Origin of the sequence: Vibrio sinus (assembly GCF_023634645.1) — a bacterium.
Lineage (GTDB): Bacteria > Pseudomonadota > Gammaproteobacteria > Enterobacterales > Vibrionaceae > Vibrio > Vibrio sinus.
In genome coordinates this window covers 1-15,971 of record NZ_JAMKMR010000026.1, presented here as the reverse complement: position 1 = coordinate 15,971, position 15,971 = coordinate 1, and the positions used below count along the sequence as shown (strand labels likewise).

General features: G+C 44.4%; 14 protein-coding genes, 1 tRNA gene and 1 pseudogene. 6 read left to right on the top strand and 10 right to left on the bottom strand.

Going from position 1 to position 15,971, the window contains the following annotated elements; genetic code table 11:
• Window positions 1-19 precede the first annotated feature (19 nt).
• Complete coding sequence (locus M9194_RS19200; RefSeq protein ID WP_250614313.1) at window positions 20-625, top strand: tRNA-uridine aminocarboxypropyltransferase; 606 nt, start codon at window positions 20-22, stop codon at window positions 623-625.
• Here the strand turns inward: M9194_RS19200 and yigB are convergent.
• The 6 genes and pseudogenes from yigB to lptM all read right to left on the bottom strand — a co-directional run.
• Window positions 614-1,330: a 5-amino-6-(5-phospho-D-ribitylamino)uracil phosphatase YigB gene (yigB, locus tag M9194_RS19195; RefSeq protein WP_250614312.1), complete on the bottom strand. Its 717-nt coding sequence runs from the start codon at window positions 1,328-1,330 to the stop codon at window positions 614-616. The two genes, M9194_RS19200 and yigB, sit on opposite strands and share 12 nt — an antisense overlap.
• Before the next feature lie 3 nt (window positions 1,331-1,333).
• Window positions 1,334-2,263 carry a tyrosine recombinase XerC gene (xerC, locus tag M9194_RS19190; RefSeq protein ID WP_250614311.1) on the bottom strand — a complete coding sequence of 310 codons (930 nt, stop codon included), beginning with the start codon at window positions 2,261-2,263 and terminating at the stop codon, window positions 1,334-1,336.
• The gene (locus tag M9194_RS19185) at window positions 2,235-2,945 is read right to left on the bottom strand and encodes a DUF484 family protein (RefSeq protein WP_250614310.1); all 711 of its coding nucleotides are present in this window, start codon (window positions 2,943-2,945) and stop codon (window positions 2,235-2,237) included. The genes xerC and M9194_RS19185 overlap by 29 nt, the downstream gene beginning before the upstream one ends.
• 15 nt (window positions 2,946-2,960) lie before the next feature.
• Window positions 2,961-3,791, bottom strand: a complete 831-nt coding sequence (gene dapF / locus M9194_RS19180; protein ID WP_250614309.1) for a diaminopimelate epimerase — start codon at window positions 3,789-3,791, stop codon at window positions 2,961-2,963.
• 10 nt (window positions 3,792-3,801) lie between these two features.
• A complete protein-coding gene (lysA, locus tag M9194_RS19175) occupies window positions 3,802-5,055 on the bottom strand; it encodes a diaminopimelate decarboxylase (RefSeq protein ID WP_250614308.1) in 1,254 nt (417 codons plus the stop codon).
• A 90-nt stretch (window positions 5,056-5,145) separates the two neighbouring features.
• Window positions 5,146-5,259: pseudogene (gene lptM, locus M9194_RS21850) on the bottom strand (LPS translocon maturation chaperone LptM); the annotation flags it as partial.
• Between the two features lie 76 nt (window positions 5,260-5,335).
• On the opposite strand from lptM, the gene cyaY reads away from it, so the two are divergent.
• Entirely contained in the window at window positions 5,336-5,650 is a 315-nt protein-coding gene (gene cyaY / locus M9194_RS19165; protein ID WP_250614307.1) for an iron donor protein CyaY, read from the top strand.
• Window positions 5,651-5,653: 3 nt separating this feature from the next.
• On the opposite strand, the gene M9194_RS19160 is transcribed toward cyaY, so the two are convergent.
• Entirely contained in the window at window positions 5,654-8,245 is a 2,592-nt protein-coding gene (locus tag M9194_RS19160) for a class I adenylate cyclase (RefSeq protein ID WP_431769427.1), read from the bottom strand.
• Window positions 8,246-8,533: 288 nt separating this feature from the next.
• On the opposite strand from M9194_RS19160, the gene hemC reads away from it, so the two are divergent.
• Genes hemC through M9194_RS19140 form a run of 4 tightly spaced genes read left to right on the top strand, consistent with a single transcriptional unit; the run spans window position 8,534 to window position 12,560 of the window.
• Window positions 8,534-9,472, top strand: a complete 939-nt coding sequence (hemC, locus tag M9194_RS19155; RefSeq protein ID WP_250614305.1) for a hydroxymethylbilane synthase — start codon at window positions 8,534-8,536, stop codon at window positions 9,470-9,472.
• Window positions 9,473-9,475: 3 nt separating this feature from the next.
• Window positions 9,476-10,216, top strand: coding sequence for a uroporphyrinogen-III synthase (locus tag M9194_RS19150; protein WP_250614304.1), 741 nt, complete (start codon window positions 9,476-9,478; stop codon window positions 10,214-10,216).
• A gap of 2 nt (window positions 10,217-10,218) precedes the next feature.
• The gene (locus M9194_RS19145; protein WP_250614303.1) at window positions 10,219-11,379 is read left to right on the top strand and encodes a uroporphyrinogen-III C-methyltransferase; all 1,161 of its coding nucleotides are present in this window, start codon (window positions 10,219-10,221) and stop codon (window positions 11,377-11,379) included.
• Window positions 11,379-12,560 (top strand): heme biosynthesis HemY N-terminal domain-containing protein, encoded by a 1,182-nt coding sequence (locus M9194_RS19140; protein ID WP_250614302.1) that lies wholly within the window; start codon window positions 11,379-11,381, stop codon window positions 12,558-12,560. The genes M9194_RS19145 and M9194_RS19140 overlap by 1 nt, the downstream gene beginning before the upstream one ends.
• A gap of 90 nt (window positions 12,561-12,650) precedes the next feature.
• On the opposite strand, the gene M9194_RS19135 is transcribed toward M9194_RS19140, so the two are convergent.
• The 3 genes from M9194_RS19135 to M9194_RS19125 all read right to left on the bottom strand — a co-directional run bounded on the left by M9194_RS19135 (window position 12,651) and on the right by M9194_RS19125 (window position 15,817).
• Window positions 12,651-13,928, bottom strand: coding sequence for a cation:proton antiporter (locus tag M9194_RS19135; RefSeq protein WP_250614301.1), 1,278 nt, complete (start codon window positions 13,926-13,928; stop codon window positions 12,651-12,653).
• 296 nt (window positions 13,929-14,224) lie between these two features.
• A complete protein-coding gene (locus M9194_RS19130; RefSeq protein WP_250614300.1) occupies window positions 14,225-15,421 on the bottom strand; it encodes a NupC/NupG family nucleoside CNT transporter in 1,197 nt (398 codons plus the stop codon).
• A 319-nt stretch (window positions 15,422-15,740) separates the two neighbouring features.
• Window positions 15,741-15,817 (bottom strand) — tRNA-Asp (locus M9194_RS19125).
• Window positions 15,818-15,971 lie beyond the last annotated feature (154 nt).

Below are 15,971 nucleotides of genomic sequence, written 5' to 3'. Positions count from 1 at the left end.
TCGAGATACTCTACCTAGTATGACTCACCCTACACTTAATACACCATGCCCCGGCTGTGGCTTCCGCCACCAGTGTTTGTGTCATGAGTTGCCCAAGCTCGATAGCAACCTTCACATTGCATTGCTTGTGCACCCAAACGAAGTCGCTAGGTCGACCAATACTGGCCAGCTACTTGCCAACTCATTAGCCAATTGCCACCAATACGTTTGGGATAGAGTAACGCCAGCAGCATCACTGATTCAGAGGCTAAGCCAGCCCAATTATCAACCTTTACTTGTCTTTCCCAGTGATGATAGCACGCAAATTACAGAGATGGATTTTAGCCAGTCGAACCAGACACCTTTATATATTGTGCTGGATGGAACGTGGCAAGAAGCAAAGAAAATGCTCAACAAAAGTGCGTGGCTGCGTGACATCCCAGCCGTGTCGCTCCCCACGCTCTCGCAATCACGTTACTCATTGAGAAGAAATCAACAAACGGGCCATTTGTGTACCGTCGAAGTGGGCTGTGAACTACTGAAACATCATCACTACCCGCAGCAGGCAGAAAAGCTACTGACATTTTTTGCTCACTATCTTAAGGTTTTTCAAGCCGACCGCAGCGGGCATGCTCTAAAGCAATAAAAGAAGTTCATCGATGGTACGTATTTCTATATCTGGCAAGGAACGAGCCTTACGCTCGCCAAACAAACTTGAGCGACCATTATTTAGCCAACATGCCTGATAGCCTGCACGCTTCGCGCCGTTCACGTCTGAATTTAAGTCATCGCCGATATGTAATATGCGATGACGAGGAACCGATAGATCACGCTGAGCTTTTCCAAATAAATCACCCCATGGTTTAGCGCGACCATCAATGCCGGATTTGTAGACACTTTGAAAGTAATGCCCAATGCCAATCTTGTCAGCATCGACGTTACCATTGGTAATAGCAACGAGTGGAAAGCGTTTGGATAGCTCTTGCAAGGTGTGATGGCTGATTGACGGCACAGTGAAGTCACTTCGCCAACGCATCACTTGCAGCATAGCATCGTCTGCCGCGTGGGAAGCTTGCTCAGCCGAATAGCCTAAACGCATCAGACCTTGGCTTAAATGCCGCTGACGCCACAACGAAACGTCGTGTTTCAAAGCGGGATCACTCGCCACCAGCTCCTTTTTCAATTCCAACCACCATGACGAAGGCTGAAAAGTGTAAAGCGGGTGGTGCTGGGCCATCCATTTGTTAAGCTGCGTTTCTACTCTTCGAATCACCGGCCCGTTGTCATACAAGGTATCATCCAAATCGAACGTCATGGCTTGGATTTGAGTGGGTCGGCGATACAGTAACATGGCCTAGTCTTTCCCTTTCTTCTTCGCTCTAGGGTGCGCTTGGTCATACACTTGAGCAAGATGTTGAAAATCGAGATGCGTATAGATTTGAGTGGTCGAGATATTTTCATGACCGAGCAACTCTTGCACGGCTCGTAGGTTGTTGCTCGACTCAAGCATATGAGTGGCAAATGAGTGGCGAAGTTTATGTGGGCTAATGTGGCTGGCAACAGATTGTTTTTGTCCCCACTCTGCCATGCGCTTTTGTACGCTGCGATGAGAGATCCGCACGCCTAATTTGGAGACAAACAACGCGCTTTCGTCCGCATTCGCCATATCTGGCCGCTCGCGCAACCACAGTGCCACCCACTCTTTAGCCTGCCCAGAAAATGGAACTTTACGCTCTTTGTCACCTTTACCAATCACTCGAATTTCACCACTACCAAAGCCCACATCTTTGACGTTGATACTGATAAGCTCTGCCAATCGCAGACCAGCTCCATACATCAGTTCCATCATGGCACGATCACGGATCGCTAGCGGATCATCCTCATTAACTTCCAGTAGTTGGCCAACTTCATCCACATCAAGATTCTTTGGTAATGGCCGACGCTTTCTAGGTGCAGAGACGCCTTTGGCGGGATTAGCTTCAAGCTCACCTTGACGAATAAGAAAGTCAAAAAAACTACGCAAGGACGACAGGCGCGTGGAAATGCTACTGGCTTTCATGCCATCACGCTTACCCTTACTCACAAGCTGACGCACCCAAGACGCATCGACTTGCTGCCACTCACTCACACCCATCGCGTACAAGTGTTGAGCCATGGTTTCTAATTGCTGCTTGTAATTTCGTTGAGTGTGTAGACTCAACCCTTTTTCACTCCTCAAATATTCATAAAATCGCTCTAGAGCATGTTGCAATTGTTTAGGAAGAACCGTTTGAGAGTTGGTCATTATCGCCTCCGACAGAGTTCCAAGGTAAGGTTTCCACTAAATGCGAAAATACCAAGGCTAAATGGCGTAAAAATAACGTATCCATGCTAGGTTGAAAGTGGCCACCATCATCACTGGAGAAAATAAGCAGTCCAAGCACCTGTTTGCGCAGCAAAGGAAGCACGACGTAAGAACCGAGATCGGGTGTAGAGCCAAGCTCACCCAGCAAGGCTTGTCGATCACTTTTACGCAATCTACCTAGAAAGGCGTCTTTACCATTCAAGTGCTGATTAGCAAATTTTTGATAACTCACCTGGCTGAACTGATAAAGTGGCTCTTCTACATCGATAAGGCGAATATAGGCTTGCAGATCTAAGCTGTGTGCCTTGTTTTCAATACATTGGATAGCACTAAATAAATCATGACATTTTAATATCTGTTCTTGCAACTGCATGAATTCGTGAAATGTTTTGTCGTTGTCAGCGGCTAAAGACATTAACGCAGTAATTTCTTCCTCTAAGTCTTCAATACGCTGACGTTGACGCGTCATCTGAACATGCACAAGAGAAACAGCTCCTTGCTCTTGTGATGGCAAAGACAAGTGCTCAACCAAATCCTGTCGGTGAAGAAAAAAATCAGGATTATCTTTTAAATATTCTGTGACAACTTGCGCTGTCAGCTCGTCTGCTTCAGTTTGAGACAAAATTCATCCTTAAATTTAACATGATAGCTGCCCATCATAGACATGAGTGGCTGGGCCTGTCATATAAAGAGGCTTGTCTGTTCCATTCCATTGGATCTGCAACTTGCCTCCAGGCAAATGCACAGTCACATCTTCGTCGAGTAAACCTTGAACAATACCAATCGCGACGGCACCACAGGCACCGCTACCACAAGCTTGGGTTTCTCCAGCGCCTCTTTCGTAAACCCGCAATTTCACTTCATTACGCGATACGACTTGCATAAAACCTGCATTCACTCGTTCAGGAAAACGCTCATGTGATTCAAGAAGCGGGCCTAGATGTTCTACCTTAGCCGTTTCAATATCCTCAACAACAGTCACCACATGCGGGTTCCCCATACTGACCGCTCCACAAAACAAAGTGTACTCTTCAGTCCGGATAATGTAAGTCTTTTCGGTTTGCTTTGCTTTGAAAGGTATTTTATTTGGTTCAAACTCAGGTAAGCCCATATTGACTTTAACCTGATCATCCTCTTCGATGTTTAGAACCATCTTGCCTTTTTTAGTGCTCACACTGATGTTGAACTTATTGGTCAACCCTTTCATTCGCACAAAACGAGCAAAGCACCGAGCGCCATTGCCGCATTGCTCGACTTCACTACCATCAGCGTTAAAGATGCGGTAGTGGAAATCCGTTTCAGGGTCGTAAGGCGCTTCAACCACTAACAATTGATCAAAACCGACACCCGTATTTCTGTCCGCCAGGCGACGAATGAGTTCTGGAGAAAAAAAGATGTTTTGAGTCACACAATCCACGACCATGAAATCGTTACCCAAACCATGCATTTTTGAAAAATGGAAGTGCATAGTGTGTTATTTACTCCGGAAGTATATTTTCAAGCGCCCATAAACTAGATAGCTCTTCTCGTTGACGAACAAGGTAAGTACGATCTTTATCAACCATCACCTCAGCAACACGTGCTCGAGTGTTGTAATTTGAAGACATAACAAAACCATAGGCACCAGCAGAACGCACAGCAAGTAAATCCCCTGATTCTAAGACCAGTGACCGATCTTTACCTAAAAAGTCCCCAGTTTCGCATATTGGACCAACCAAATCGTAGGTAGAAGGCTCTCCATCACGTGGCGACACAGGCACAATATCTTGCCAAGCTTGGTAAAGAGCAGGACGCATCAAGTCATTCATCGCAGCGTCGATAATGGCAAAGTTTTTATGTTCAGTGTGTTTTAGAAACTCGACTCGGGTAAGCAATATGCCTGCATTGGCGGCAATGGCTCGGCCCGGCTCAAAAATCAGTTCAAGATCTTGATGTTGGTGTAATCGCTCAAGTAAAGCCTGAGCATATTCAGAGGGTTGAGGGGGCATTTCATCACGATAGATAACGCCTAACCCACCACCGACATCGAGGTGTTTAATGTTTACACCATGCGCTTTAAGGTCGTCAATTAATGCAAGCAGCCTATCAGTGGCATCGATAAAAGGCTCAAGGTCAGTCAGCTGCGAGCCGATATGACAATCTATGCCCTGCACATCGAGGTGTTCTAAGCTTTGCGCAAATTTATACACCTGCGCTGCTCTATCGAATGCAATACCAAATTTATTATCACGCAACCCTGTTGAAATATAAGGGTGAGTATTGGCATCTACATCTGGGTTAATGCGCAAAGAGATCGGAGCCTTAACACCCAGCTCTGCCGCGACTTGATTTAGCCGCTCAAGCTCTGGCTCAGATTCAACATTGAAGCACTTAATCTGTAGCTCAAGCGCACGTTTCATTTCTTGGCTGGTTTTACCCACACCTGAGAACACCACTTTCGCCGGATCGCCGCCTGCGGCTATCACTCGCTCAAGCTCCCCACCAGATACAATATCAAAACCAGAGCCCAATCTTGCTAAGGCATTTAACACGCCCAAGTTGGAGTTCGCCTTTACCGCGTAGCACACAAGATGCGGATGACCGGCTACCGATTTATCAAATGCATTCCAATGCCTCTCTAAGGTGGCTCTAGAATATACGTATAACGGCGTACCGTATTGCTCGGCAAGCTCTGATAATTCCACGTCTTCGGCACATAACTGGCCGTCTTCACGATAGTTGAAATAATCCACTGTTGTTACCTTTGTTCTTGGTTGTCATTGTCACACTTACTGCTGAGCTTGACTGGTTTCTGTCGACGGTGAGCTCGCGGTACTGCTTGTTTGAGTATCAGCATTGGTTGATTTATCTTTCGGCATATACAGTGGTCCCGTTTGACCACAGCCAGCCAAAACGAATACCGATAACATTGTCAAAGCTATGAGTGATTTTTTCATCGTTGATATCGTGATTATTAAGTCAATGCCCCCTATAATCGCACCACACCCAAGAAATGCAATAGGATAATGACAGATGAATGACTCCGAATTTCATCAAAAAGTAGATGCACAATTACAACTGATTGAAGAGGCCATTGATAACTCTGGAGCGGACATTGACTATGAAGTATCAGGCAATGTAATGACACTTGAATTTGAAGACAGAAGCCAAATCATCATCAACCGTCAAGAGCCAATGCATGAGATTTGGTTAGCATCAAAATCTGGTGGTTATCACTTTAAACTCATTGAGGACGCTTGGATTTGCTCCAAAACCGGGGTTGAGTTTCAAGCCATGGTAAAACGGGAATGTGACATTCAAAGTCAAGAAGACATTGAGTGGGATTAAAGCTTAAGCGGTGATGGGCTTCGTTGGCTTCACTTGAATCGAATGATCGTTTCGATACGGAACCACGTAGTCATCACCGTCGTTTGAACGTACAATTTGATAATATTGCGGCAAGTTAAAGTTTATCAGCTTATGTGATAGCTTGCTGTCGTCTTTTACCGATGTATAGAAGCTATTGACGCTGGCGATCATCTCATCTTTTTCACCACTGAATTGATGATAGACCTCGACTTTATTGGCCTCATCTAATACATAGATATTAAAGCCTTTCTCGGTATCTTCAAAAAAGAACTGGATCAACCCTTCACTAGCGAAACCATCAACCACCTGTGGTAACTGATATTCTTTTTCCTTATCCACCACAAGTAACGTAGAACCGGTCAGCTTGTTGGTTGAGATACAGCGGTAGAAATCCACTGAATTCTCCAGCTTCTGCACAGACACCCCACGTCGCTCAAAAAACAGGCCATACATTTGCCCAGCCACACGAATGGCTTTAAAGCTACGATTTTTTTCTTGTTCAAAGGGTTTAAGACGCAGCTCTATGCACTCAGCCAGCAATTGGTAAACCATATTACGCATCATTCCGCGCAAATTCTTACTGTAGCAGAACACATCTACTGATTCCGGAGGCAAAGCGTCTTGGTGCATCTTGCTCAAAATGGTCTTTAGCGCATCAAGTATCGCTGTGGCACCTTTAAAATGCAGAGTACGTACTTCGTGCCAAGAATTGCGATAAACCAAGTCGACACTGCCAACCAAGCTTAAGTCATCACAACTAAAGCTGAATATATCGATATTTTTCAAATCCATTTTCAGCGACTTGGCATTAAGGTGCGCGGTTGGATCGGACTCAAAATTGATAAACATAGCCAATTGGCTAATTTCACATGGACTGGCCAAAGCTTGCATACTGGGTCGACGTTTATGGAGTGAGAAGGTATTGCGCAGATCGCTCACCATCTGGTAGAACTTATCAATATCAATATCGGCGTCTTTGACCACAGAATGTAACCGCGTGGCTTCAGTTGTTAATCCATTAAAAAACGCCCAAGCCACCAGCTTACTTAAGTATTCATTATGCTCTAACTTAGATTGCCCAATCATACGGTGTGGAATGAGAGGCTGTTTATATAAATACCAGCCAGGTTTATTCACGCCACCCTTTCTCACCTCAATAAAGGTCAAATCGGGTTCATGCAAGTCAGGAGAGATCTGCGGGTTTAGTAGCGTTACCTTGCCTGGTAGCACTTCGAATGCCGCGTAGAGCTTTCTGGCCAAGATACTGATATCTTGCGGACTAATGGTAGAAGTGATGTCATTTTTGCGCGCAAACTGAATCAGGTTACGATAGCTTTGCATTAGCGCATCTAGCAAAGCATGGTGAACCAATTTCACTTGCTCGACTTTCCAGTTGCGCCTGTCATCTAGCTCCATCAATAAGCCATTATCCCAATCCCAATGCTGCACGAGATCAGCTAATGCTTCACGACGCCATTTCACCGACCCTACCCCTGGCTGACGGGAAAGCTTTTCATGGGTTTTCAAGTAAAAGCACTTACGTACTAATTCTAAGCGTGTGCTATCACCCATGTGTTCTAAGTATTGAGTTACCTTCTCAAGCATTAAATAGTACGAATCCATTCCGTATAAATCAGGTTCATCAGCGAAGAAGCGCTTTTTACTATCAATGCTTAATAATTCTGTGTTTGGGTACGCCCAGGAATAGGCTTCCAGTAATATCGCTTTTAAAACCGACTTGTAGGGAGAATCAATACTTTTGTACAACTGCCATAAATTCGCACCAAAGTATTCTTCAGCGGGAATACGACTAAGCTGTCCAAAATCCAACCAGTCTGCGCAATTGATTGAGCCATCATCACATAGCTCACTCACATATTCGTCGTAGCACTCTTCCATGTCTGGCGGCACAATCTGCCACAACAATTTTTTTCCTGCTAGTCGAACCGCAGAGCGATAGAATTCATCGAGCAGCAATAAATGCTGTGACGAGCCACAATTATCACCTGTCATTTCCTCTGAGCTGTTGCTTCTAAAGCGTTGCTCATCCATCAAGAAAAAATTGGCTTCGACCCCTTGGGTTTTTGCCCATTCCGTTATCAAGGCGCACTTAAGTGTCAGTCGATCGCGGCAATCCGTATCCATATCGCTAGACACACACACCCAAACGTCCAAATCACTCGAAGTGCTTTGGCCAATAGAAGAAGTGCTACCCATGGTATACAAAGCAAGGATATCCGCCTGCTCTGTCACTAAATCCGTATCAATGCTGATTTCTAATCCAAGTTCGACCAGCAGGTTAAGCTGCTGCTCTGTCGGTGTGAAATCGAATACTCCAGAAGGGGCTCTTTCATCAAAGTGGCCAGGAATGGAAGGTAAATGGTAGTGAAATAATGCGGGAATGAGGTGGAAGACTCGTTGACTTGGCAGACTCATAAGGGCCAGCGCACGATCAATACGCTGCTGATTCAGCCGATCTAATCTTTGAATTAACGTATCTGTATAAGCCTGCAAGGTTCTATCCTTGGTTTGAGTATCAACGATTGCCCTGACTATATTTTGTTCAAAATACACACCAAAACGTGATCAATGTAACACTTTTTATTTTATTGGTAAAGAATTGAACGATACACCACAACTCACATCCTTAGAGTCACCTATCAGTATTCGCTGGAACATAGTGTGGTACGTATCTCCTTTTTCTAATAATAGCCCATATTACAAACGAGACATAAATCACATAATTAATTTTAATCCGCTCGCTTTTTGTTGTCACCTGTTCATCAACCCCAGCAAATACTGATACTTTTTCTCGAGTGGATGGTAGGATTACGGTTAACTATCTTTCAGCACTCAACAGACATGAACACATCTCAGCCAATTCGTATTGCCACTCGCAAAAGCCCTCTCGCCCTGTGGCAAGCCAACTTTGTCAAACAACGCTTAATTTTTGAGCACCCAGGCCTTGAAGTCGAACTGATAGAGCTGGTAACTAAAGGCGACATAATCCTAGATACTCCGCTTGCTAAAGTGGGGGGAAAAGGATTATTCGTGAAAGAGCTTGAGGTTGCCATGCTAGAAGGACGGGCAGATTTAGCGGTGCACTCGATGAAGGATGTCCCTGGTGAGTTCCCAGACGGCCTAGGCTTGGTCACGATTTGCCAGCGTGAAGATCCACGTGATGCCTTTGTTTCCAACCAATATACGGACATCGACGCGCTACCGAAGGGTGCGACCGTCGGGACTTGCAGTTTGCGCCGCCAATGCCAACTCAAAGCAACGCGGCCAGATCTGGTGATTAAAGAGCTAAGAGGCAATGTTGGCACTCGCCTGAATAAGCTCGATAACGGAGACTTTGACGCCATTATTCTTGCCGCTGCCGGACTAAAACGACTTGGCTTGGAAACTCGTATTCAAAGCTATATAGAAGCGACACAGTCCTTACCAGCAGCAGGACAAGGTGCCGTAGGGATCGAATGTCGACTCGACGATGAGAGAGTCAAAGCTTTATTGGCTCCGCTAAGTCATCCCGACACAGCAGATAGAGTAAAATGTGAGCGAGCTGTAAACCTATTTCTTGAAGGGGGATGCCAAGTCCCTATTGGTAGCTATGCCCTGTTAGAAAATGACTCGCTGTGGCTTCGAGCCTTAGTCGGTGAGCCTGATGGCTCGCACATCGTGCGCGGTGAAATACGTGGCCACCGTGATGATGCTGAGCAACTGGGCCAAACCCTAGCAAAACAGTTGCTCGACCAAGGTGCGAAAGGCATTCTTGAAAAACTCTACTCTGAGCACGATTAACGAATGGCAATACTGGTCACTCGCCCTCTAGCTCAAGGACAAGAACTCTGTCGGCTGCTGACTAACCATCAAATTCCTGCCGTTTGCCATCCAATCATGGAAATCATCCCTGGCAGGGATTTGCCCCAGCTTGGCGCACAAATTCAACACGCTGATATCCTAATTGCTGTCAGCCAGCACGCCGCAACTCATGCACATCATCAACTGCAAGCTATAAACCTCTCTTGGCCGCAAGCTAAATACTTTGCTATTGGAAAAAAAACTGCCCAAGCCCTCGAAAATTCGATACAACAAGCTGTCTTACATCCTCTGATAAGTGACAGTGAACACCTTTTAGCAATGTCTGAATTACAGCAGCTATCAAATCAGCATATTCTCATTCTTCGCGGCAATGGTGGTAGAGAAACCTTGTATCAAGGATTAAAAGCTCGCGGTGCCAACGTCAGCTACAGTGAGGTGTATCAGCGAAAAATGCTGCCATTTAATTCAGCTAAGCTAGTGCCTCTCTGGCAGTCGCAGCATATTGACAGTCTCATTATGACAAGTGGCAACCAATTGGAGTACTTTTTATCTCAACTCAGCTCGAGTCATTTAAATTGGGCATTGGGCCTTAACTTATTACTTCCTAGCCCGCGACTTGTAGAAAAAGCGACGCAGATAGGCTTTCGTCAAATCACGTGTACTCAAGGTGCATCAAATCAAGATATCTTGCGCGCTATATCCAAAATGAAACAGGACCTTTAAACATGGCAAATAACAACAATCAGCATACTGACTCTGAAAAAAAAGACGATGCAAGCCAGCAATCAGCGTCTAATAAAGACCGCAGCAAAACCACGAATAACCCCCAAGCCACGCCCACAGCCGAGACAAAAGGTGCCAATAAACGTGGGTCGAAGCTAGGCGCTCTCGCTTTATTGATCTCGATAGTCGTAGGTGGTGGATTAGGTTATGAAATCTACCATAACAACATCCAATATCAGCAGCAAATTAGCCAGCTTAAGCAGCAACTGAAACAGAATGAGACAAACTTAAGCAGCCAATTAAACACAGTACAAAGCCAAGCATCGCAAGACATCTCGGCACTAAACCAGCAAACCAAAGTCGAGTTGGCACAAAAGCAAAAGAGCATTAAAAGCTTACAAATGGCTATCGCTGACATGAAAGGGCGTAGCCCTAACGACTGGCTTCTTGCTGAAGCGGACTACTTAGTCAAACTTGCCGCGCGTAAACTGTATTTAGAACATGATGTGTTTAGTGCTACACAGCTGATGGAAAGTGCAGACCAGCGTATCGCTGCACTTAATGACCCCAACCTTTTCCCTCTACGCAAGGCGATGGCAGATGACATCACCACACTAAAAGCGCTACCAATTATCGACCGCGACGGCCTAGTACTGCGTTTAATGTCGCTACAAAATCAAGTCGCAACCTTACCTTTGGCGAATGCTATCTTACCCAAAGAGAAAGTTCATAAGGAAGATCAAGTATCCTCTAACGTCAGTGACTGGAAGTCCAACTTGCTGACATCCCTCAAGGAGTTTTCTAAGAACTTTATCACCTTTAGAACTCGTGACGGTAACGTCATTCCGCTACTTTCTCCAAAACAAGACTTTTATTTAAGGGAAAACATCGTCGCCAAACTCGATCTTGCGATTCGGGCCGTCTACGACGAAAAGGAAGGGATATACACTACCGCACTAGATACTGCGTCTAAATGGTCAGATTCCTTCTTTGACCAAGAGAATACTTCTGTCAAACAGTTTGAGAAAACTTTGCACAACCTTAGCCAACAAAATGTGCAAGTGAATTACCCAGTGAAACTGCAATCGCAAGAAATTCTCTCCAAAATCATCGCTCAGAAGCTTAGCCGAAATGTCACTAGCCTCACTTCGGAGGAGAAATAATGTTTAGATTAATCTTTCTCTTTGTTGTACTGGGTGCTGGAATATTCGCAGGCACCCACTATGCCGGACAACAAGGATACGTGTTAATTTCTATCGCAGATAAAACCATAGAAATGAGCGTCACCACTTTGGTCATTTTTTTGGTCGCCACACTGGCCATCTTATTCATAGCCGAAACACTTCTTAAAAAACTGTTTCGCTCAAGCTCTGCCACTTGGCGTTGGTTTACCATCAGAAAGGTGAAACGCTCTCGACAAGATGCGAACGAAGGCATCATCAAATTGCTCGAAGGCCAGTGGAAAGTAGCAGAGAAAAAAATCACTCGCCGAGTGTCTCACCATGACATGCCTCTTCTTTGTTACCTAATGGCATCAGAAGCCGCTGTTGAAATGGGCGACAAGACCAAACGCGATAGATATTTGCAGCTTGCTCGTAAAGAAGATAATTCCTCTCTCGCCGTTTCCTTAACCCTTGCCAGGCAACAAATCAGAGAAGGCGAGTTGAAGCAAGCACGCGAAACCTTGTCCAATCTGTATTCTGATCACAATACTAACCCGTTAGTGCTCAATCTTTTGAAGAGCGTTTACTTGAGATTAAAGCAATGGCAAGCCCTGCTTGAGATCATTCCTCAACTCAGCAAAGCTAAGGTCATCGACAATCAGCAACAGCTAGATTTGCAAGTTCAGGCTCACAGCGGCATGCTGAGCAATATTGCCTCGACTCAAGGAACCGAGCAACTTATCCATTATTGGGATAAGTTAAATAGGAAGGTGAAAAGTGACTCAACACTCATCGTCCATGTCACCGAGTTACTCATCCAGAAGCAAGCCTACTCTGAAGCATTTACCATTGCTAAAGAAGCGTTGAAAAAACAGACTATCGACGGTTTGCTGCTATTGCTACCCAATATCGAACTGGCGGACAATCATCCGATAAAGCAGCTACTAGAAGAAACATTAACTAAGGATCCAAATCAAGCTGAAGCCCTCAGCGCATTATCTCGCATTGAAATAACCAATCAGCAATGGTCCAAAGCACAACAGCTGCTAGAAAAAGCCCTCTCTATACGTACTAGCTATCAAGATTATCTTCTCCTGGCGCAGGCGTTAGAAAAGCAAAACCTCACTCAAGCCTCAAACGAGGTGGCCAAAAAAGCCGAATCGTTGCTCAAGCAAGCCTAAGTCACTATTCAGAGAATTAAAAAGCCCGCTTCATCATGAACGCGGGCTTTCTTGTCTTTACGATATTCGAGGCGTGTTCACATTTTGCGATTAGTAGCCTTTCGATTCCCAATCTTTGGCTTTTTGGATCATAGGAGTAATCGTCGAGCCTTGGACAATAATAGAAAAAACAACAACAGCATAAGTCATCAAGACAATGATTTCTTTAATGTCGACACCGTTAACGACTTGCGCTCCCGTTGGGATAGCCATCGCCATCGCCAGCGCTAAGCCGCCACGCAAGCCGCCCCAAGTTAGAATCTTCACCGACTCTGGGTTGTACTTGCGATAACACTTAAACAATACATATGACAGTTTGACACTCGTATAACGACTCAAGAGTACCAAAGGCACAGCGATAACCACCGCGATAATATCAATATAATGGAAACTAAAGGTCACCATAATCAGACCGATTAGCAAGAACAAAATCGCATTCAATATTTCATCGGCTAATTCCCAAAGGTGACTCATCTGATGGGACTCTTGCTTGTCCATGCCACTACGAGTGACATTACCAATAATGATACCCGCCACTACCATGGCTAACGGCGCCGACACTTCCAAGTGCTCACCCAAAACGTATCCTGCGGTGGGGATCAACATGGTTAAGATAAGTCGCATCATGCTATCTGGTGTACGTTTGATAAGGAAATGGAAAAACACGCCTAGTACGAGGCCAAATAGAATCCCCCCTACTGCTTCATGCAAGAACAGCTCTGCCGTGCTCCAGACCGTTGGCGCTGACTTGCCAAATGCAACTTCAAATAGCGTTACAAATACCACCAAACCCACACCATCATTAAACAGCGATTCACCTTCAATTTGTGTCGATACACGTTGAGGAGCGCGCATTTTCTTGACAATAGCCAATACCGCAATTGGATCAGTTGGAGAAATTAGCGCGCCAAACAGGGTGCAATAAATGAAGTCGATATGGATACCGATCTTTTGCAAGATAAAATACAGTAATCCACCGATAAAGAAGGTCGAAAATAAGGTTGCGACTAACGCTAAAAATGGGATCTCGAACTTCTGATCTTTTAAGTGGGTCAATTCAATATTTAGTGCCCCACCAAAGAGCAAGAACCCTAGCACACCTTTAAGTAAAAAGTCATCAAACTGAATATTTTTCAGCATGTGAATCATATCCTGCTGCTGGTGTAGGGGAATGACACCAAACTTACTAAGCAGTAGGACAAGAACAGAAATAGCAACGGACCAGCCAGTAATAGCTATTGTCGTTTGAAAACGCCCAAACCTCTGATTAAATAATGAAATAAATACCGCAACTGCGGCGATAACACTGATCGTGTCGTAAACGGACATTTATTGATACTCCTAGGCTATATCATCTATTCGCAAGGCCATACATTATATGAGCTTATCTTTGGCCAAGCATATCCAAGACCCTGTACCACAATGGGCAATGACAAGGATACCGCCGCCATTGTGCGTAAATTTGCCCTATTGGTCTATTACTTATTTGTTGGCTACTCAATGATGCGCAGAGCCGTGAGCCAAAACCGTGTAACAATATTTAGAAAAGAGCCAAATTCCCGCAACACAAAAAATAAAAAGCCCCGCCTAAAATTAGGCAGGGCTTAAGTAGCATTTTCTAATCACTAAACAATCATTAGGCCTGCGACGATGGCAGATAGCATGCTAACGAGAAAGCCACTATAAACAAGCTTAAAGCCGTAACTCGCTACGATATCGCCTTTTTCAGAGCAAAGACCTTTAACCGCACCTGAGATGATGCCAATCGAGCTAAAGTTAGCGAAAGATACTAGGAAGATAGAAATCACGCCAATAGTATGGTGATCAAGACCAATGGATTTCTTCAAGTCAATCATAGCAACAAACTCGTTTGTCACGACTTTAGTCGCCATAATTGCTCCTGCTTGAGCAGCTTGGTGCCAAGGAATATTGAGCAAGTAAGCTATTGGAGAGAATACGTAACCGAGCAATGCTTGGAAAGTCACACCAAACACCATGTCAAACACACTATTAATAGCGGTAATAAGTGCTACAAAGCCAATCAACATAGCTGACACAACAACGGCTACTTTAAAGCCATCCATGATGTATTCACCAAGCATTTCAAAAAAGCTCTGCTTTTTCTCTTCAGCTTCAGTGTTGATAAGATCTTGACCTTGTTTCAACTCATATGGGTTGATAACAGAAAGAATGATAAAGGTACTGAACATGTTCAACAAAATAGCCGTTACGACATAGCGAGGCTCAATCATCTGCATGTAAGAACCCACGATTGACATAGATACTGTTGAAATGGCAGTAGCAGAAAGGGTAAACAAACGCTCATTAGTCATGTGTGGAATAAGCTGTTTAATCGCAATGAAGTTTTCTGACTGACCAACAAGTAGTGAGCTTACTGCGTTAAACGACTCTAATCGGCCTAAACCGTTCACTTTACTTAAACCCAAACCGACGTATTTGATAACAAAAGGCAGAATTTTAAAGTGACGTAATATCCCAATCAGCACCGATATAAAGATAATTGGCATCAGTACATTCATGTAGAATACAAAGTGGCCTTTTGCTGCCAGATCGCCAAACACGAACTGAGTACCTTGGTTCGCATAGTCCATCAACTTAACGAAAAACTCGTTAATTCCACCAACAATGGTTAAACCGACTGTGGTTTTCATCAGTGCCCAAGCCAAAATCAGCTCAATCACCAACATTTGCACGATAGGGCGCTTTTTAATACCAGAACGGTTCGCACTAAACACGTAAGCAAGCGCAAGTACCACCAATACACCTACTATAAAGAATAATATTCTTCTCAAGTCAAACATAGAGACACCAAACATCCAATCTCAAAATAAAGTTAATTAATAGTTATAAACTGCGCACTAACTGTACTCTAATTATTCACAATAGTTATCTATCGCAAAATATTATTGCAAAAATAAGTGTGTTGCAGAAAAGTGTGAGACGGATTCCAGCGCAATTATTATGTCAACAACTCGCTGATAATATTAGAAATGCTTAGGAAATACCGACTCTGTACTGAATCCAGAGTCCTTCCTAAATTCGAAGTATGTTTATACGTTTATGAATTTTATGCTGCAAAAAAACCTCAGTCATTCGACTGAGGTTTCATATGAAATTCAATGGCGGAGTGGACGGGACTCGAACCCGCGACCCCCGGCGTGACAGGCCGGTATTCTAACCAACTGAACTACCACTCCGCAGCTAAATTTTGTTCATCAAAGTCTTACATTTTATTGCTTTGATGGGGAATTTGTCGTTGTAGTGCAGGCTATTTTGAAGCGAGAAGCGCAGTGTACGCTAGTACATGAGCATCGCAGCTATCAAAAGAGACCAGCTACAGTAGACAAATTG